This window comes from Kitasatospora viridis (assembly GCF_007829815.1).
In the GTDB taxonomy this organism is placed as follows: Bacteria; Actinomycetota; Actinomycetes; order Streptomycetales; family Streptomycetaceae; genus Kitasatospora; species Kitasatospora viridis.
The window spans coordinates 4,484,428-4,502,499 of sequence record NZ_VIWT01000001.1 but is presented as its reverse complement, the minus strand read 5'-3'; the positions used below and the strand labels follow the sequence as shown (position 1 = coordinate 4,502,499).

Below are 18,072 nucleotides of genomic sequence, written 5' to 3'. Positions count from 1 at the left end.
GGCGGGGCGCGGCAATTCCCCGCCGGGAATGGCCCGGTGGCCGCGCGACGCGCTAGAACTCCTCGGGTGACCACGACCACGAGCACCGCCGCCTTCCCCGCCGAGCTGCGGCGCTGGCGGGCCAACCGCCGGCTCAGCCAGCTGGAGCTCGCCGACCGGGCCGGCACCACCCAGCGGCACCTCAGCTTCATGGAGTCCGGCCGCTCGCACCCCGGAGCGGCGATCGTGCTGCGGCTGGCCGAGTCGCTGGAGTTGGGGCTGCGCGAGCGCAACGCGCTGCTGCTCTCGGCCGGTTACGCGCCGCGCTACCCGGAGTCCGGGCTGGGTGCGCCGATCCTGCGGCCGGTGCGCGAGGCGCTGGACCGGATCCTGGCCGGCCACCTGCCCTACCCCGCGCTGATCGCCGGCCCGCACGGCGAACTGGTCGCCGCCAACCCGGCGTTCGACCTGCTCACCGAGGGTGCGGCGGCCGAGCTGCTGCGCCCTCCGGTCAACGTCTACCGGCTCGCCCTGCATCCGGACGGGATGGCCCGCCGGGTGGTCAACCTGGCCGACTGGGGCCGCCACATCACCGAGAACATGCACGCCCGGGCCCGCCGCCGGCAGGACCCCGAACTCGCCGCGCTGGCCGCCGAGCTGGCCGCCCTGCTGCCGCCCGCGGCCGCCGCGGGCGATCCGCTCGGCTTCGCCGTCCCGCTCCACCTGCGCACTCCCGCCGGGGACCTGCGCCTGCTCACCACGCTCACCACCTTCGCCACGGCCACGGACGTGACGGTCGCCGAGCTCCACCTGGAGGCCTTCCTGCCGGCCGACGAGGCCACCGCGGAGCTGCTGCGGGCCCGGTACGACTGACGCACCGCCGGGAGACCGGTGTCGCGATTTGGTCTCTAGTTCGGGACAACCGGTGTGCGCCGGGCCCGAATCGGCCAGAGTATTCGTCAACTGGTCACATCGATGGGGGGATCGGATGACCTCGGGCAGCGGTCCGGACCTGGTCGGCGCGGTGGTCCAGGCGCTCGCGCGGGCGGTCGGCCAGACCGGCGGGAACCCGGCCGCCGTGCTCGGCGCCGACCTGCTCGGCCAGGCCTGGCAGCGCCTGCTCGCCCAACCCCGCTGGGCGCCCGCCGCCGACCAGTTGACCCGCACGCCGAACGACCCGCAGACCCTGCGCAACCTCTCCCTCGCGGTCGGCGAGCTGCTGCTCTCGGATCCGCTGCTGGCCGAGGCGCTGCGCACCCGGTGGGCCCCGTTCGTCCCGCCTGCGCAGTTCGCCGGCACGGTGGCGGGCCGGGTGCCGGCGCCCGGTCGGCGCGGGCGCAACGCCGCCATCGCGGCCGGGGTGCTGGTCGTGGTGGGCGGCCTGATCGCGCTCGGCCAGGTGTTCGGCTCGAACCAGCTGGCCGGCCACCACGCGACCCCGCTCGGCCAGGCCCAGGTCCAGCAGGTGCTCCCGGTGCTGGCGGACCTGCCGGCGAACGGCTGGAGCGCGGGCGACGACCCGGCGGACGTGCACGCCCCGGACTGCTCCGGAGGCGGCACCGCGCAGCTGACGGCCGCCTGCAAGGTGATCACCGACGTCGGCACCGTGAGCTTCAAGGACCCCGGGGGCACCGCCATCGGCTTCTCGGTCTTCGCGACCGGCAGTTCGGCCCAGGCCCGGCAGGTCTACGACGCGCTGCTCTCGGCCGGCACCAGCGAGAGCGCGGCCAGCGCCAGCCCGATCGCCTTCCCGACCGTCGGCGAGCGCTCGGTCGCCTACGCCTCCGCGCAGTCGGTCGAGGTGATCACCGAGGTCGGCACCACGGTGCTGGACATCTCCTACGCCACCGGCCGGACCGACGCCGGCTACCTGGCCCCGTACGCCCGGTTGCTCGTCAGCCGCTCCCAGCAGGCCCAGGACGGCAAGACCCCGGACGCCACCGTGCGCTGACCCGGCCGGGCTCACGTGGTGCGGATGAACTCCACCAGGCGGGCCCAACTGTCCTCACCGTGCCCGGCGCTGATCGCCCGGGTGGTCAACTCCCGCAGCAGCTGCGGGAAGTCGGCGGAGAGTCCGCGCAACTCGCTGGCGTGGGCCAGGATGTCCATGGTCGAGGAGTGCAGGCTGAGCGGGAAGCCGTCGCCGGGGTAGTGGGCGGCGTCGATCTGCGGGGCGTAGCCGCGCATGAACGCGCGCACCGTGGTCAGCCAGCGGTCGGCCACCTCGGTGAAGCTGGTCGCCGGGACGCCGCCGCCCGGGCCCTCGGCGCCGAGCAGGGCCGCGCCGTGCAGCCAACCGGTCAGCGTGCCCCACATCAGGCCGAGCAGCGCGGTGTCGTAGACCGGGGCCAGCGCCGGGTCCTCGCCGAGGTGGAGCGGCTCGCCGAGCGCGGCCAGCGCCGGGCGGGCGGAGTCGAAGGCCGCGCGGGGGCCCGCGTAGAGCTGGAGCACCTCGGGCCGGCCGATCCCGGGCGGCGTCGTCATGATCACCCCGTCCAGGTGGGCGACGCCGTGCCGGTCGGCCCAGTCCGCGGTGTCCCGGGCGTCCAGCGGCGAGCCGGAGGTCAGGTCCACCACGGTGCGGCCGGCGAGCTGCGCGGCCAGCGGGGTGAGCGTCTCGCGGACCGCCTCGTGGTCGGACAGGCAGACCACCACCAGCTCGCTCGCGGCCACCGCCTCGGCGGCCGAGCCGGCCGGCACCGCGCCGCGCTCGGCGAGCGCGCCGGCCCGGCCCGGCGTCCGGTTCCACACCGTGGTCGGGTGACCCGCCGTCAGGAAGGCGCCCGCCAGCGCGCCACCCATCGCCCCGAGCCCGATCACCGTCACCCGCGCAGTCGTCGTCACGGCACGAGGGTAGGCACGGACCGGCGGCGCGCCGGGCGCGAACCGCCGTGGGGTGCCCGGCGCGGCTCGCGGATTCACTTGACCGGCACCACCCGCGGTCCGGATGCTGGACGAACCGATCTCCACCGCGACCGCCCGAACCGAGGAGCCCGACCGATGACGCACGTGACGGTGTGGCAGGAGCGTTCCGGCACGGACCGCGTCGTCCTGGTGCACGGCACGATGACCTGGGGCACCGAGTGCTTCGCCGGGCAGCGCCCGCTCGCCGCCGACCACCGGCTGGAGCTGATGGACCGTCGGGGCTTCGGCGGCGCACCGGACACCGAGCGCAGCGACTACGAGGTGGACGCCGCCGACCTGCTCGCCCTGCTCGACACCCCCGCCCACCTGGTCGGCCACTCCTACGGCACCGGCGCGGTGATGCTGGCCGCCGCCGAGCGCCCGGCGGCGGTCCGCTCGCTGACCCTGGTCGAGCCCTCCGGCTTCGCCACGGCCGAGCACCAGGTACCCGAGGTGGCGGCGGCGCTGGGCCGGTTCCGGGCCGCCTTCGGGGCCGCGCGCGAGCCGATGGACCCCGAGGAGTACCTGCGCCGCTCCACCGAGGAGTACGGCCTGCCGATGCCGGAGCTCACCCCGCGGCGGCTGCGCGCGACCGCCTCGGCGATGGCGGAGCGGGTGGTCTGGGAGGCCGTGCTGCCGCTGGAGCCGCTGGCCGCCGGCGGGTACCCGAAGCTGGTGGTGAACGGCGACTGGAGTTCGGCCTCCCCGGAGTACCGGGCGTTCAGCGGCGAGGCGTTCCTGGCCTTCGGCGTCTTCCTGGCCGAGCGGATCGGCGGCCGGCGGGTGCTGGTGCCGGGCACCGACCACTCGCCGCACCAGGACCGGCCGCAGGAGTTCAACCGGCTGCTCGGCCGGTTCTGGGCCGGCTGCCCCGCCGAGTAGGCCGCCCCGCCGGGAAACCCGGTTGCCCGGCCGGCGTCGGCGCGCCCAGAATCTCCACGTGCGAAACGTGCTGACGCCGGATCAGATCGAGCAGTTCACCACCGAGGGCTTCGTCCGCCTCCCGGCCGCGTTCCCCCGCGAGCTGGCCGAGGAGTGCCGGGCGTTCCTGTGGCGGGAGACCGGCTTCGACCCGGCCGACCCGGGCGGCTGGACCGAGCCGGTGGTCCGGCTCTGGGGCTACGGCACCGAGCCGTTCCAGCGGGCCGCGACCACCGAGCGGCTGCACGCGGCCTTCGACCAACTGGTCGGCCCGGGCCGCTGGGTGCCGCGGACGGGGCTCGGCACCTTCCCGATCCGGTTCCCGCACCCGGAAGACCCGGGCGACACCGGCTGGCACATGGACGCCAGCTACACCCCCGAGGGCGAGAGCGGCTACTGGCTCAACCTGCGCTCCCGGGAGCGGGCACTGCTGATGCTCTTCCTCTTCTCCGACGTGGACGAGGCGCACGGCCCGACCCGGATCAAGGCCGGCTCGCACCTGGACGTGCCGCGCTACCTGGAGCCGTTCGGCGAGGCGGGCGTCGACGGCTTCGAGCTCTGCGGCCGGATGGACCGGGACGGCGTGCTGGACTCCCCCGAGCGGCCCACCGTGCTGGCCACCGGCGAGGCCGGCGACGTCTACCTCTGCCACCCGTTCCTGGTCCACGCGGCCCAGCCCAACCGGGGCAGCACCGCGCGGTTCATCGCCCAGCCGCCGCTGTACTCGGCCGGCCCGCTGGAGCTGGACCGGCCGGACGGCGCCTACTCCCCGGTCGAGCGCGCCGTGCTGCTGGGCCTGGGGCGGCCGGTTCACCCGTAGCGCAGCCCGGAGTGCATCTCCCAGAGCAGCAGTTGGGCGCCCTGCTCCCCCGCGACCGGCGCGGCGAACGCCTCCCCGGTGATCCGCACGCTGTCGCCCGGGGCGAGCGAGCGGCCCTGTCCGCGCGGGCCGGGCAGGGTGCGGTAGCCGAGCGAACCCGCCGTCAGGTGGGCGTACCGGAAGGGCGCTTCGGGCAGGTCGGGCAGCGCCTCCCCGGGCCCGGCCTCGGCCAGCCAGAGCGCCGCGTCCGAACGGCGCAGCCGCAGCGCCTCGGTGTCGGCGTCGCGGACCAGCCCGGAGGCCAGCAGGGTCAGCCCGGGGCCGGCCGGCACCCGGCGCAGCCCGTAGGCGGGGTCGGTGCCGAAGACGTCCGGCTGCAGCCACATCTGCACGAACCGCACCGGGACGTCGGCCCCGGCGACGTTGCGCTCGGTGTGCGCGACGCCCGAACCGGCGCTCAGGTGCTGCACCATGCCGGGGCGCACCACCCCGGCGTGCCCCTCGGTGTCGCGGTGGGCGAGTGCGCCCTCCAGCACCCAGGTGAGGATCTCGGTGTCCCGGTGCCGGTGTTCGTCGAAGCCCGCGCCCGGCGCCAGGGTCTCCTCGTTGCACGCCAGCAGCGCGCCGAAGTGCAGGTTCTTCGGGTCGTAGTGGCCGGAGAAGGAGAAGGCGTGCCGGGTCAGCACTCCGGCGCTCGGCTCGGAGGTATACCGTTCAGCGGTACGGCGCAGGTCGGCCCGTGGGCGCGCAGGGTCGGTCACCTGACCCACCGTAGCGGCAGAGCTGCGGGGGGCGTGCGCAGGCACCGCGCGCGGTGAGGCAGTCTTGTCCCTGTGCCCGACCCCTCTGATCCAACCGTGAAGGCCGCGGCCGCGAAGGCCGCGTCCGACAGGCCGTCGCCCGACCGAACGGCAGCCGAGAAGCCCGCCGCCGACAAGCCGGCCCGGCCGTCCGCCGCCGCCCAGCGCCGGGTCCGCCAGACCGCCACCTCCGGCGGCACCGCCGTCGAACGCAAACTCGCCGCCGAACGCGCCGAGCTGCGCTCGGCCACCCTGAAGCGGCTGGAGAAGGCGTCCGGCAAGCTCGCCACGGCCGCGATCGCCCGCATGGACGACCAGTTGGGCTGGTACCGCCGGATGCCGCCGGAGCACCGCTCCTGGATCGGCCTGGTGGCGCAGGCGGGCATCGCCGCCTTCACCGAGTGGTACCGCCACCCGGAGGCCCCGCAGGCGATCAGCACCGACGTCTTCGGCACCGCCCCGCGCGAGCTGACCCGGGCGATCACCCTGCGCCAGACCGTGGAGCTGATCCGCACCACCATCGAGGTGATGGAGGAGGCGATCCCGGAGGTCGCCGCGCCCGGCGACGAGGACGGCATGCGCCAGTCGGTGCTCGTCTACGCCCGGGAGATCGCCTTCGCCACCGCCCAGGTCTACGCCCAGGCCGCCGAGGCCCGCGGCGCCTGGGACGCGCGGCTCGAAGCCCTGGTGGTCAACTCCCTGCTGTCCGGGGACGCCGACGAGGGTGTGCTCTCCCGCGCCGCCGCGCTCGGCTGGGGCCAGCCCAGCCAGGTCCGGGTGGTGATGGGCAGTGCGCCGGACGGCGACAGCGAGGCCGTGGTGGAGGCGATCCGCCGGGCCGCCCGGTACGCCCGGCTGCACGTGCTCACCGGTGTGCTCGGCAAGCGGCTGGTGGTGGTGGTCGGCGGCGACAAGGAGCCGGTGCACGCGGCCCGGGCGCTGATCGGCCAGTTCGCGCCCGGCCCGGTGGTGGTCGGCCCGACCGTCGGCGACCTGCTCTCCGCGACCCGCTCGGCGCACGCCGCCGCGACCGGCCTGAAGGCGTGCGCCGCCTGGCCGGACGCCCCGCGCCCGGTGCTCGCGGACGACCTGCTGCCGGAGCGGGCGCTGGCGGGGGATCAGGTGGCCCGTCGTCAGTTGGTGGAGGAGATCTACACACCGCTGGACGAGGCCGGCTCGGCACTCCTGGAGACGCTGAGTGTCTACCTGGAGCAGGCCTCCTCCCTGGAGGGCGCCGCCCGGATGCTCTTCGTCCATCCCAACACCGTGCGCTATCGGCTGCGTCGTGTGACAGACGTCACTGGCTACGCTCCCTCGGACGTGCGTTCCGCCTTTACGCTGCGTATCGCACTGGCCCTCGGTCGCCTGGAGTCCACCGCGGACTGATTCAGCCGCCCTGTAGGGACCCCACAATCCGAGGTGCTTTTCTTCGTTACCGTCGCCTACCCGCCCACGGGCGTCCGGCGAGAGAGGGTTGAACCGTGCTCGTTATCGTCGCCCCTGGACAAGGTGCTCAGTCCCCCGGAATGCTCTCCCCCTGGCTCGAACTGGACGGCGTGGCCGACCGGCTGCGCGGCTGGCAGGACGCGGCCGGGATCGACCTCGTGCACTACGGCACCGAGGCCTCGGCCGAAGAGATCAAGGACACCGCGGTCGCCCAACCGCTGCTGGTCGCCACCGGTCTGATGACCGCCCGGGAGCTCTTCCCGGACGAGGAGCAGGCCCGCCGGCTGGTCGGCGCGGTGGCCGGTCACAGCGTCGGTGAGATCACCGCCGCCGCCGGCGCCGGGGTGTTCGGCGCCACCGACGCCCTCACCTTCGTGCGCGAGCGCGGCCGGGCGATGGCCGCCGCCGCGGCGGCCACCGAGACCGGCATGATCGCGGTGCTGGGCGGCGACCCCGAGGAGGTCGCGGCCAAGCTGGCCGAGCACGGCCTGGTCGCGGCCAACAACAACGGCGGCGGCCAGCTGGTCGCGGCAGGCTCGCTGGAGGCGCTGGAGGCGCTGCGGGCCGACCCGCCGGCCAAGGCGAAGCTGGTCGCCCTCAAGGTGGCCGGCGCCTTCCACACCGAGTACATGGCCCCGGGCGTGACCCGGCTGGCCGAGCTGGCGCCCTCGCTGAAGGTCTCCGACCCGCGGTTGAGCCTGCTGTCCAACAAGGACGGCGAGGTGGTCACCAGCGGCGCCGAGGTGCTCGACCGGCTGGTCACCCAGGTGGCCAACCCGGTGCGCTGGGACCTCTGCATGGAGACCATCGCCCGCCTGGGCGCGACCTGCGTGATCGAGCTGGCCCCGGCCGGCACGCTGACCGCCCTGCTCAAGCGCAACGTGAAGGGCGTGGCGACGCTGGCCCTGAAGACGCCGGCCGACCTGGAGAAGGCCCGGGAGCTGATCGCCGAGCACGCCACCGAGGAGACCAACGGATGACCGCCCCCCAGATCCGCCCCGCTACCGGGGCCAGCTACTCCCGGATCCACGGGGTCGGCGGCTACCGCCCGGTCCGGGTGATCCCGAACACCGAGGTGCTGGAGTGGATCGAGTCCTCGGACGAGTGGATCCGCACCCGCTCCGGCATCACCGAGCGCCGCTGGGCCGGCCCGGAGGAGTCGGTCACCGAGATGTCGGTGCAGGCCGCCGGCAAGGCGATCGCCCAGGCCGGGATCGACCCCGAGCAGATCGGCGCGGTGGTCGTCGCGACCGTCTCGCACTTCAAGCAGACCCCCGCGGTGGCCACCGAGATCGCGCTGAAGCTGGGCTGCCCGACCGCACCGGCCTTCGACATCTCGGCCGCCTGCGCCGGCTTCGGCTACGGCCTGAACCTGGCCGACGGCATGATCCGCGGCGGCAGCGCCGAGTACGTGCTGGTGATCGGCGTGGAGCGGCTCAGCGACCTCACCGACATCCACGACCGCTCGACCGCCTTCATCTTCGGTGACGGTGCCGGCGCGGCCGTGGTGGGCCCGTCCGACACGCCCGGGATCGGCAAGGTGGTGTGGGGTTCCGACGCCACCCAGAAGGACCTGATCACCCAGACCGAGGCCTGGGACACCGCCTTCGCCAAGCCGGACGCGATCAACGGCACCGAGGGCGCCGAACCGCACTGGCCCGCGCTGCGGATGGACGGCCAGCCGGTCTTCCGCTGGGCGGTCTGGGAGATGGCCAAGGTGGCCCAGCAGGCGCTGGACGCCGCCGGGGTGACGGCCGATCAGCTCGGCGCGTTCATCCCGCACCAGGCCAACATGCGGATCACCGACGCGATGATCAAGGCCCTGAAGCTGCCGGCCTCGGTGCCGGTGGCCCGGGACATCGCGGAGACCGGCAACACCTCCGCGGCATCCATCCCGCTGGCCATGGAGCGGATGCTGCAGACCGGCGAGGCCAAGAGCGGCGACCTCGCCCTGATCATCGGCTTCGGGGCGGGTCTGGTCTACGCCGCGGCAGTCGTTACCCTCCCCTAGGCACACAAACGCCTTAACCACCGTCAAACGGCGCACCGCACCCCGCGGAGCGCCGCCCACACCGATGAGGAGCAGCCAAGATGGCTACCCAGACCGAGGTCCTGGAAGGTCTCGCCGAGATCGTCAACGAGATCGCCGGCATCCCGCAGGAGGACGTGGCCCTCGAGAAGTCCTTCACCGACGACCTCGACGTCGACTCGCTCTCCATGGTCGAGGTCGTCGTGGCCGCCGAGGAGCGCTTCGACGTCAAGATCCCGGACGACGAGGTCAAGAACCTGAAGACCGTCGGCGACGCGGTGAACTACATCCTCACCAACGCCGAGGCCTGACACACCCTGCCGGCGGGGCGGTCCGTCCGCCCCGCCGGCTCCCCCTCCCCCGCACCGCACACGTTGAGAGAAGACAACCAGTGACCACTGAAACCCGCACCGTGGTAGTCACGGGTATCGGCGCCTTCACGCCGCTGGGCGGTGACGCCGCGTCGTCCTGGGAGGGGCTGCTGGCCGGCCGCTCCGGCGTGCGCCGGCTGGAGGAGGACTGGGCGCAGGACCTGCCCGTGCGGATCGCGGCCCGCGCCGCGGTCGAGCCGGGCGAGGTGCTGCCCCGCCCGCTGCTGCGCAAGCTCGACCGCTCGGCGCAGTTCGCACTGATCGCCGCCCGCGAGGCCTGGGCCGACGCGGGCTTCGAGCAGGCCGCCACCGCCGAGGGCTCCCCCCTCGACCCCGAGCGGCTCGGCTCGGTGATCGCCTCCGGCATCGGCGGCGTCACCACCCTGCTGGACCAGTACGACGTGCTGCGCGAGCAGGGCGTCCGCAAGGTCTCCCCGCACACCGTGCCGATGCTGATGCCGAACAGCCCGTCCGCCAACGTGGGCATCGAGGTCGGCGCGCAGGCCGGTGTGCACACCCCCGTCTCCGCCTGTGCCTCCGGCGCCGAGGCGATCGGCTACGCGATCGAGATGATCCGCAGCGGTCGCGCCGACGTCGTGGTGGCCGGCGGCACCGAGGCCGCGATCCACCCGCTGCCGATCGTGGCCTTCTCCAACATGATGGCGATGTCCAAGCGGAACGAGGAGCCGGAGCACGCCTCCCGTCCGTACGACAAGGCCCGCGACGGCTTCGTGCTCGGCGAGGGCGCCGGCGTGGTCGTCCTGGAGTCGGCCGAGCACGCCGCCAAGCGCGGTGCCCGGGTCTACTGCGAGGCGGTCGGCCAGGGTCTGTCCTCGGACGCCCACCACATCGCCCAGCCCGAGCCGACCGGTTCCGGCGTGGCCCGCGCGCTGGCCCAGCTGTTCGCCAACAACGACCTGGACAAGGCCGAGGTGGTGCACGTGAACGCGCACGCCACCTCCACCCCGCAGGGCGACGTGGCCGAGATCAAGGCGCTGCGCAAGGAGCTCGGCGAGCACCTGAACCACGTGGCGATCTCCGCGACCAAGTCGATGACCGGCCACCTGCTGGGCGGCGCCGGCGGCATCGAGACCGTCGCCACCGTGCTGGCCCTCTACCACCGCCAGGCCCCGCCCACGATCAACGTGGACGACCTGGACGACGAGGTGGACGCGGACGTGGTCCGGTTCGAGCCGCGTGCGCTGCCCGAGGGCCGGATCGCCGCGCTGAACAACTCCTTCGGCTTCGGCGGCCACAACGTGGTGCTGGCCTTCCGCACCGTCTGACGCGCCGCCGCCTGACGCACCGTCCGCCGCAGGGCCTGCCGGAGTCTCCGGGAGGCCCTGCGGCGTTCGGTGACGGCCGGTCAGACCACCTGGTGCAGCCAGCGCACCGGAGCGCCCTCGCCGGCGTAGCGGAACGGCTCCAGCTCGTCGTCCCAGGGCTTGCCGAGCAGCCGGTGCAGCTCGGCCTCCAGGTCGGCGCCCTCGCTGCGGGAGCGCAGCAGCACCGCGCGCAGCCGGTCCTCGGGGATCAGGATGTCCCCGTGGATGCCGGTGACGGCGTGGAAGATGCCCAGGCCCGGGGTGCTGGAGTAACGCTCGCCCTCGGCGGTGGAGCAGGGCTCGCTGGTCACCTCGTAGCGCATCAGCTGCCAACCGCGCAGCGCGGAGGCCAGCTTGGAGGCGGTGCCCACCTCCCCCTGCCAGGACAGTTCGGAGCGCCACTGGCCGGGCGCGGCCGGCTGGCGGATCCAGTCAAGGTTCACCCGCACGCCTAGTACGCCCGCCACCGCCCATTCGACGTGCGGGCACAGCGCGCGGGGCGCGGAGTGGATGTACAGGACTCCACGTGTCGTCACCGGGACCTCCAGGCTGTGGACGAGGGTCGCCTTCCCCAGCTGCCTCGTGCCGGTGGCCGTCGGTCCTGGGCGCCACTTGGCTCGATCCCTGCCCGGTTTCTGTTCAGGTTAATCGACATTAAGTGACTAACTTGAGCAAATCGGACAGGCTTCACCCCATGTTAGTCAGTTCGCCGGTGAGGTCTACCCCTGATCGGGATCTCTCCCCCGAACGGCCCCATCGGGCGGTGCGGTCACGCTATCGCGGTGCGCCGGACGGGGTCTGACGATTGCTCGGATGCAGAGGTGACGGCCCATCAGGGGTCGCGCGCGACAACGCCGCGCGCCCCGACGCAGGACGATCCTCCGCCGGGGCGCGCCCGCTGACGGACGGTCAGGCCAGCTTGACCACCATCTTGCCGGTGTTCTCGCCGCGCAGCAGGCCGACGAAGGCGTCCATGGTGTGCTCCACGCCCTCCACCACGGTCTCCCGGTAGCCCAGCCGGCCGTCCGCCAGCCAGCCGGCCACCTCTTCGGTGAACTCCGCCTGCAGCCCCTGGTGGTCGTTGACCAGCATGCCCTCAAGCCGCAGCCGCTTGCCGATGGCCAGCGCCAGGTTGCGCGGGCCGACCGGCGCGCCGGTCTCGTTGTACTGCGCGATGGCGCCGCAGAGCACCGCCCGGCCGCGCACCTTGAGCGCGCCGATCGCGGCCTCCAGGTGGTCGCCGCCGACGTTGTCGAAGTAGACGTCGATGCCCTCCGGCGCGGCGGCGGCCAGCTGCTCGGCAACCGGCGCGTCCTTGTAGTTGAAGGCCGCGTCGAAGCCGTACTCGTCCAGCAGGGTGGCCACCTTGGCCGCCGAGCCGGCCGAGCCGACCACCCGGCCGGCGCCCTTCAGCTTGGCGATCTGGCCGACCAGCGAGCCGACCGCGCCGGCCGCGCCGGAGACGAAGACCGTCTCGCCCGGCTGCAGCGCGCCGACCGCGAGCAGGCCGGCGTAGGCGGTCAGGCCGGGCATGCCGAGCACGCCGAGGTAGTAGGAGAGCGGCACCTTGGCGCCGTCCACCTTGACCGCGTGCGCCGCCCGCAGCGTGGCGTACTCGCGCCAGCCCTGGCCGTGCAGCACCGCGTCGCCGACCTCGAAGCCCTCGGCCGCGGAGGCGACCACGTAGCCGACCGCGCCGCCGTCCATCGGCCGGTCCAGCTGGAACGGCGGGACGTAGGACTTCACGTCGTTCATCCGGCCGCGCATGTAGGGGTCCACCGACAGGTAGGCGTTGCGGACCACCAGCTCGCCCGGCTCCGGGGCCCGGACCGGCGCCTCGACCAGCTCGGCGTCGGAGGCGACCGGCCAGCCGTTGGGTCGGGCCTTGAGGTGCCACTCGCGGGCGGTGGCGGGCAGCGGCTGCTCGGCCATGGGGTGCTCCTTCAGCGTGGGCGGGGTCACCTGAAAGGTTGACCAGGTGAACCAAACACTGGACCTGAAAGGTTCAGCATGTCAAATGTTCAGGTACCCTGGCGGGCATGGAGACCCAGCCCGCCCCGCAGACCGCTCCGGACGACCAGCTCACCCGGGACGTGGTCGATCTGATGGCCGGTCTGGTGGCCATCTTCCACCGCGAGTACGAGGAGGCCGCCGCCGCCCGCTCGCTCACCGGCGCCCAGGCCAAGGTGCTCGCGCTGCTGCGCCGCGGGCCGCTGCCGATGCGGCAGATCGCCCAGACGCTCAGCTGCGAGCCCTCCAACATCACCGGCATAGTCGACCGGCTGGAGGGCCGCGGCTTCGTCACCCGGGAGGCCGACCCGCAGGACCGCCGGGTCAAGCTGGTCGCCGCCACCGAGGCCGGCCAGGCCGCCACCGCCGAGCTGCGCGAGTCGCTCAACTTCGCCCGCGAGCCGCTCGCCGCGCTGGACCCCGCGGAGCGCGAGACCCTGCGCGACCTGCTGCGCCGGATGCTCCAGCACGCCCAGGCCTAGGACGCCCAGGCCTGAGGTCCCCCCGCCCGGGCTCAGCCCCGGCGACGCCGCCGGTCCCGCGCCGCCAACCGCCGCCAGAGCCCGCGCGCGGCCAGCAGCATCGCCAGGTAGAACAGCACCACCAGCGCCAGCGGCCCGTAGGCCACGGCCGGCAGCCCCTCGAAGCCGAGCAGCCCGCCCAGCGGCAGCAACGGCAGCAGCACGCCCACCAGCGCCAGCGCCAGCGCCGCCACCCAGACCGGGCGCGGCGGCCGCCGCCGCACGCTGGCCAGCCCGTACAGCACCGGCAGCGCCAGCGCCTGGGTGACCAGGTTCTCGGCGAACCAGGCGGTGTGGAACATGCCCTCCGCCGACCGCCCGGCGAACCCGTCGGTGACCCACCGCATCGCCACGAACAGCGCGATGTCGGAGAGCGAGTTCAGCAGCCCGAACACCACCGAGAAGGCGGCCAGCGCACCCCAGCGCAGCCGCACCGGCCCGGTGCCGCGCCCGTCCAGCATCGGCGGGCCCGAGACGGCGAACGAGAGCTGCGCCGCGTCGAAGAAGATGTTCTGCAGCAGCACCTGGGCCGGCAGCATCGGCAGGAACGGCAGCAGCACCCCGCCGGCCAGCATCGACAGCGCGTTGCCCAGGTTGCAGGAGAGCGCGATCCGCAGGTAGGCGGCGACCCGGGCGACCGCCTCGCGGCCCGCCGCCAGGCTCGGCCCGAGCTGCCCCGGCCCCGCGCCGCCCAGCTGCACGTCCGCCCAGGCCCGGGCCGCGCCGACCGCGCCCGGGGTGGCGAAGCCGACGTCCGCCGCCCGCAGCGCGGGCACGTCGTTGACCCCGTCGCCGAGGAACCCGACGGTGTGCCCGGCCCGGCGCAGCGCCCGCACCACGGCGGCCTTCTGCTCCGGGTCGCAGCGGGCGAAGACCGCCCCGCCGCCGGCCGCCGCCGCCAGCTCCTGCTCGGTCAGCCCGGCCAGCTCGCCGCCGAGCACCACCCGGTCGGTGGCCAGCCCGAGCAGCTCGCACAGCCGCAGCGCGGTGGCCGGGTGATCCCCCGTCAGCACGGTGAGCGCGGTGCCGGCCGCGGCCAGTTCGGCCAGCGCCAGGTCGGCGCCGTCCACCGGCCGGTCGCGCAGCACCACGAAGCCGAGCAGCCGCAGCCCAGCCTCGTCCGGGCCCTCGGCCACCGCGAGCAGCCGCAGTCCCCGCCCGGCCCGCTCGGCCACCAGCGCCAGGGCGTCGTCCGGTGCCGCGCAGCGCGCCAGCACCTCCTCCGGCGCGCCCTTGACCACCAGTCGGCGACGCAGCGGCCCGTCCGCGAAGACGGCGCCGCCGGTGCGCCGCACCGGGTCGAAGGGCAGCACCTCGCCGGCGCCGGGCGGCTCGGTGCCGTCCAGCAGTCCGGCGGTGTCGGCGGCCACCAGCAGCGCCTCGTCCAGCGGGTCGGCCAGCCCCGGCTCGGCGACCAGCAGCGCGGCCTCGGCCACCAGGGCGGCCCACCGCAGCGGCTCCGGGTCCGGCTCACCGGCCGGGTCCAGACCGCCCAGCACCTCGGTCTCACCGCTGGTCAGGGTGCCGGTCTTGTCCAGGCAGAGCACGTCGAGCGCGCCCAGCTCGCCGATCACCGGCAGCCGGCGGACCAGCACCCCGCGCCGGCGCAGCCCGGCGCTGCCGCCGGCCAGCACCGAGCTGACCACCACCGGCAGCAGCTCGGGGGTCAGCCCGACCGCGGCGGCCACCGCGAACGGCAGCAGCCCGCGGCTCCAGCCGTGCAGCAGGGTGTCGGCCAGCACCGTGGCCGGCACCGCCGCGACCATGAAGAGCACCAGCGCCCGCACCGCGCGGCGCACCCCGCGCTCGACCGCCGAGCGGCCGGGGGCGGGCGCGCCGCCCGGCCGGTGGGCGGCGCCGAACCGGGTGCCGGCGCCGGTGGCCAGCACCAGCGCGGTGGCGCTGCCGGTGACCACGGTGCTGCCGGTGAAGCAGAGGTGCGGTTCGTCGAACGGGCTGTCGGCGGGGCCGGACGGCGGCAGGTCGGGGGCCGAGCGGGGCGTCGGCTCGCTCTCGCCGGTGAGCGCGGACTGATCCACCGTCAGCCCCTCGGCGCGCAGCAGCCGCAGGTCGGCGGGGACGGCGTCGCCGGCCGCCAGCCGCACCACGTCACCGGGCACCAGCTGCTCGACCGGCAGCTCGCGGGCGAGCGGCTCGGCGGTGCCGGCCCGGCGCAGCACCGTGGCGGTGCTGGGCAGCAGGGCGCGCAGTTCGGCCAGCGCGGCGGCCGAGCGGTGTTCGTCGGCCAGCCGCAACGCGCAGGCGGCGCCCACCAGTACGGCGAGTATCGCGGCGCTGCCCCAGGAGCCGATCAGCGCGCAGACCGCGGCCAGCCCGGTGAGCAGCGCGGTGAAGGGGTCGCCCAGCGCGGTCCGCAGCCGGCGGGTGCGGCCGGGTTCGGGCGGCGGCAGCACGGTGTTGTCGCCGTGGTCGACCAGCCGCTGCTCGGCCTGCGCCTCGGTCAGGCCGCGCGGGGTGCTGTCGAGCGCGCGCAGCACCTGGAGCCGGCTGAGCCGGGCCGGGCTGCCCAGGGCGGCGACCGGGCCGGACGCGCCGCGCCCCGCCCGGGAGCCGGGCAGCGGGAGCAGGCGCGCCCCGCCGTCAGACACCGCTGCCCCGGAGTCGGCGGACCTCGCCGAACGCCGTGGGCTCGGCGGCGTCCAGCTTCTCGATCATCAGTCGGACCAGGGTGGCGACCTGCGGGTCCTCGACCTCGTAGACCTGGCGGCGGCCCTCGCGGCGGTTGGAGACGATGCCGGCCAGCTTGAGCTTGGCCAGGTGCTGGCTGACCGCCTGCAGGGTGCCGCCGACCCGGTCGGCGAGCGTGCCGACGTCGGCCTCGCCCTGGCTGAGCACCCAGACGATGTGCAGCCGCATGGTGGAGGCGAGCAGCCCGAAGGAGGCGGCGGCCTGCTGCAGCAGCTGCGGCGAGGGGTCTTCGAGCCTGTTCCAGCCCGTCATCCGTACTGCCCCTCTCCTGGTCGGCCGGCGGCTCAGTCTAGCCGCGCCGCCCCCCGGCGCGAAGGGCCGGGCGCACGCCCCGGCGGCGCGGGCCGCTGGTCGGTCGCGGAGGTCCGGCGTGCGAGAATTCGCCGGTCCAGTGTGCCGTGCGGTGGGGAGTTCGTGTGATAGGCAGCCAGCGGGCCGACCAACGGTCGGAAGGGCGTCGCGGTGCCCAGCGGCGGCGCAACGTGGAGCTGGCGATGCTGCTCTTCGCGCTGGCGGTCTGCCTGTTCGCCTACATCGACGCCGACCTGGCGATGAACGACAAGATGCCGCCCGGACTGATGGTCTACGGCGTCTCGTTCACCGCCCTGGTGCTCGGCGCGCACCTGGTGATGCGTCGGTTCGCGCCCTACGCCGACCCGTTGATCCTGCCCTGCGCGGTGCTGCTGAACGGGCTCGGCCTGGTGCTGCTGAACCGGCTGGACGAGTCCTACAAGATCGCCTTCGCCGGCACCTACCAGAAGTACCCGACCGCCCCGTCCCAGGTGCAGTTCCTCTTCATCTCGGTGGCGGCCGCGATGGCGATGATCGTCTTCGTCAAGCACCACCGGTTCTTCCAGCGCTACGTCTACATCGTGATGGTCGGCGCGCTGGTGCTGCTGGCCGCGCCGGCCTTCTTCTCCAGCGACAGCTTCGGCGCCAAGCGCTGGATCAAGCTGCCCGGCCTGCCGCAGGTGGAGCCGGACGAGTTCGTGAAGCTGGCGATCTGCATCTTCTTCGCCGGCTACCTGATGATGAGCCGGGACGCGCTGGCCCTGGTCGGCCGCAAGGTGCTGGGCCTGAGCCTGCCGCGCGGGCGCAACGCCGGCCCGGTGCTGGCGATCTGGGTGATCAGCCTGCTGGTGCTGATCTTCGAGCGCGACCTGGGCACCTCGCTGATCTTCTTCGGCGTCTTCATCGTGATGCTCTACGTGGCGACCGAGCGGACCAGTTGGACCGTCCTCGGCATGATCATGGCGGTCGGCGGCGCCGCCGTGGTCGGCACCCTGGAGCCGCACGTGCACGGCCGGGTCGAGGCCTGGCTGCACCCGCTGGACATCTACAAGCAGCACCACAACCCGGCGCTGATCTCCAACCAGCCCGCCGAGGCGCTGTTCAGCTTCGGCACCGGCCACCTCACCGGCACCGGCCTGGGCCTCGGCCGGCCCTGGCTGATCGGCTTCGCCGGCCGCAGCGACTTCATCTTCACCACCGTCGGCGAGGAGCTCGGCCTGGCCGGCGTCACCGCCGTGCTGCTGGTCTACGGGCTCTTCGTGCAGCGCGGGCTGAAGACCGCGGTCGCGCTCTCCGACCCGTTCGGCAAGCTGCTCGCGACCGGCCTGGCCAGCGCGGTGGCGCTGCAGGTCTTCGTGGTGGTCGGCGGGGTCAGCGGCCTGATGCCGCTGACCGGCAAGGCGCTGCCGTTCCTCGCCGCCGGTGGTTCCTCGACGCTGGCCAACTGGCTGCTCACCGGGCTGATGCTGAAGCTCAGCGACGCCGCCGGGCGCAACGAGCTGGAGCCGGAGTTCGAGTCCAACGGGACCATCGCCCCGCCCAAGCCGGCCGCGGTGCCGGCCCAGGCGGCCGGCGAGCCGGAGTCGGCGCACGAGCGGCGGGACACCGACACCATGTACCTGCGGGCCACCCCGCCGGCCGGGGCGGGCAACCCGCCGCCGTACGGCTCGCCGACCGTGCACGGCCGGGCGACCCTGCACGGCGGCCCGCGCCCCGGCGCCGAGACCGGCTACCCCACCGCGGGCGGCTACCCGGCGCCGGACGCCGAGCCGGCGCCGCGGCAGGGCTTCGGGCCCGCTGACGGACCGTCAACCGGGACCGTGCCGGACGCCCCCACGTTCTGACTGATTTCCTGCGCCGAATAGCCGTATCCAGCCCCGATGCCGTTGTCGGGGCTGTGCGGCGTGCCCAATGCTTGCTAAATTGCGCAAGTGTGCAACCAGATC

General features: G+C 74.3%; 17 protein-coding genes. 11 read left to right on the top strand and 6 right to left on the bottom strand.

What is annotated here, in order from left to right; translation table 11 throughout:
- Nucleotides 1–66: 66 nt before the first annotated feature.
- Both FHX73_RS20270 and FHX73_RS20265 read left to right on the top strand, forming a co-directional pair.
- Nucleotides 67–852: a helix-turn-helix domain-containing protein gene (locus tag FHX73_RS20270; protein ID WP_145906339.1), complete on the top strand. Its 786-nt coding sequence runs from the start codon at nt 67–69 to the stop codon at nt 850–852.
- 115 nt (nt 853–967) lie between these two features.
- Entirely contained in the window at nt 968–1,930 is a 963-nt protein-coding gene (locus FHX73_RS20265) for a hypothetical protein (protein ID WP_145906338.1), read from the top strand.
- 11 nt (nt 1,931–1,941) lie between these two features.
- Here FHX73_RS20265 and FHX73_RS20260 read toward each other — a convergent pair whose 3' ends face one another.
- Nucleotides 1,942–2,781 (bottom strand): imine reductase family protein, encoded by an 840-nt coding sequence (locus FHX73_RS20260; protein ID WP_145908411.1) that lies wholly within the window; start codon nt 2,779–2,781, stop codon nt 1,942–1,944.
- 198 nt (nt 2,782–2,979) lie between these two features.
- Here FHX73_RS20260 and FHX73_RS20255 point away from each other — a divergent pair, with 198 nt between their 5' ends.
- On the top strand, nt 2,980–3,765 hold the full coding sequence (locus tag FHX73_RS20255) for an alpha/beta fold hydrolase (protein WP_170304975.1): 786 nt from the start codon (nt 2,980–2,982) through the stop codon (nt 3,763–3,765).
- A 58-nt stretch (nt 3,766–3,823) separates the two neighbouring features.
- Nucleotides 3,824–4,624 (top strand): phytanoyl-CoA dioxygenase family protein, encoded by an 801-nt coding sequence (locus FHX73_RS20250; RefSeq protein ID WP_246213610.1) that lies wholly within the window; start codon nt 3,824–3,826, stop codon nt 4,622–4,624.
- Here the strand turns inward: FHX73_RS20250 and FHX73_RS20245 are convergent.
- Nucleotides 4,615–5,310, bottom strand: a complete 696-nt coding sequence (locus tag FHX73_RS20245) for a pirin family protein (protein ID WP_246213609.1) — start codon at nt 5,308–5,310, stop codon at nt 4,615–4,617. The two genes, FHX73_RS20250 and FHX73_RS20245, sit on opposite strands and share 10 nt — an antisense overlap.
- Before the next feature lie 351 nt (nt 5,311–5,661).
- Here FHX73_RS20245 and FHX73_RS20240 point away from each other — a divergent pair, with 351 nt between their 5' ends.
- The 5 genes from FHX73_RS20240 (at nt 5,662) to fabF (ending at nt 10,556) form a co-directional block, all read left to right on the top strand.
- Complete coding sequence (locus tag FHX73_RS20240) at nt 5,662–6,810, top strand: PucR family transcriptional regulator (protein WP_145908408.1); 1,149 nt, start codon at nt 5,662–5,664, stop codon at nt 6,808–6,810.
- Between the two features lie 95 nt (nt 6,811–6,905).
- On the top strand, nt 6,906–7,850 hold the full coding sequence (locus FHX73_RS20235) for an ACP S-malonyltransferase (RefSeq protein ID WP_145906336.1): 945 nt from the start codon (nt 6,906–6,908) through the stop codon (nt 7,848–7,850).
- Nucleotides 7,847–8,881, top strand: coding sequence for a beta-ketoacyl-ACP synthase III (locus tag FHX73_RS20230; RefSeq protein ID WP_145906335.1), 1,035 nt, complete (start codon nt 7,847–7,849; stop codon nt 8,879–8,881). Before FHX73_RS20235 ends, FHX73_RS20230 begins: the two co-directional genes overlap by 4 nt.
- An 80-nt stretch (nt 8,882–8,961) precedes the next feature.
- A complete protein-coding gene (locus FHX73_RS20225) occupies nt 8,962–9,210 on the top strand; it encodes an acyl carrier protein (RefSeq protein ID WP_145906334.1) in 249 nt (82 codons plus the stop codon).
- An 80-nt stretch (nt 9,211–9,290) separates the two neighbouring features.
- Nucleotides 9,291–10,556, top strand: coding sequence for a beta-ketoacyl-ACP synthase II (gene fabF, locus FHX73_RS20220; protein WP_145906333.1), 1,266 nt, complete (start codon nt 9,291–9,293; stop codon nt 10,554–10,556).
- Nucleotides 10,557–10,636: 80 nt separating this feature from the next.
- Here the strand turns inward: fabF and FHX73_RS20215 are convergent, their stop codons facing one another.
- Complete coding sequence (locus tag FHX73_RS20215; protein ID WP_145906332.1) at nt 10,637–11,131, bottom strand: DUF3145 domain-containing protein; 495 nt, start codon at nt 11,129–11,131, stop codon at nt 10,637–10,639.
- A 373-nt stretch (nt 11,132–11,504) separates the two neighbouring features.
- Nucleotides 11,505–12,527, bottom strand: coding sequence for an NADP-dependent oxidoreductase (locus tag FHX73_RS20210; RefSeq protein ID WP_145906331.1), 1,023 nt, complete (start codon nt 12,525–12,527; stop codon nt 11,505–11,507).
- 107 nt (nt 12,528–12,634) lie between these two features.
- On the opposite strand from FHX73_RS20210, the gene FHX73_RS20205 reads away from it, so the two are divergent.
- Entirely contained in the window at nt 12,635–13,087 is a 453-nt protein-coding gene (locus tag FHX73_RS20205) for a MarR family winged helix-turn-helix transcriptional regulator (protein ID WP_145906330.1), read from the top strand.
- Between the two features lie 32 nt (nt 13,088–13,119).
- Here the strand turns inward: FHX73_RS20205 and FHX73_RS20200 are convergent, their stop codons facing one another.
- Together FHX73_RS20200 and FHX73_RS20195 are read right to left on the bottom strand one after the other, a co-directional pair.
- On the bottom strand, nt 13,120–15,735 hold the full coding sequence (locus FHX73_RS20200; protein WP_281292692.1) for an HAD-IC family P-type ATPase: 2,616 nt from the start codon (nt 15,733–15,735) through the stop codon (nt 13,120–13,122).
- Nucleotides 15,728–16,087 carry an ArsR/SmtB family transcription factor gene (locus FHX73_RS20195; RefSeq protein WP_145906329.1) on the bottom strand — a complete coding sequence of 120 codons (360 nt, stop codon included), beginning with the start codon at nt 16,085–16,087 and terminating at the stop codon, nt 15,728–15,730. Before FHX73_RS20195 ends, FHX73_RS20200 begins: the two co-directional genes overlap by 8 nt.
- Before the next feature lie 242 nt (nt 16,088–16,329).
- Here FHX73_RS20195 and FHX73_RS20190 point away from each other — a divergent pair, with 242 nt between their 5' ends.
- The gene (locus FHX73_RS20190) at nt 16,330–17,970 is read left to right on the top strand and encodes an FtsW/RodA/SpoVE family cell cycle protein (protein WP_145906328.1); all 1,641 of its coding nucleotides are present in this window, start codon (nt 16,330–16,332) and stop codon (nt 17,968–17,970) included.
- The last annotated feature ends 102 nt before the right edge of the window (nt 17,971–18,072 follow it).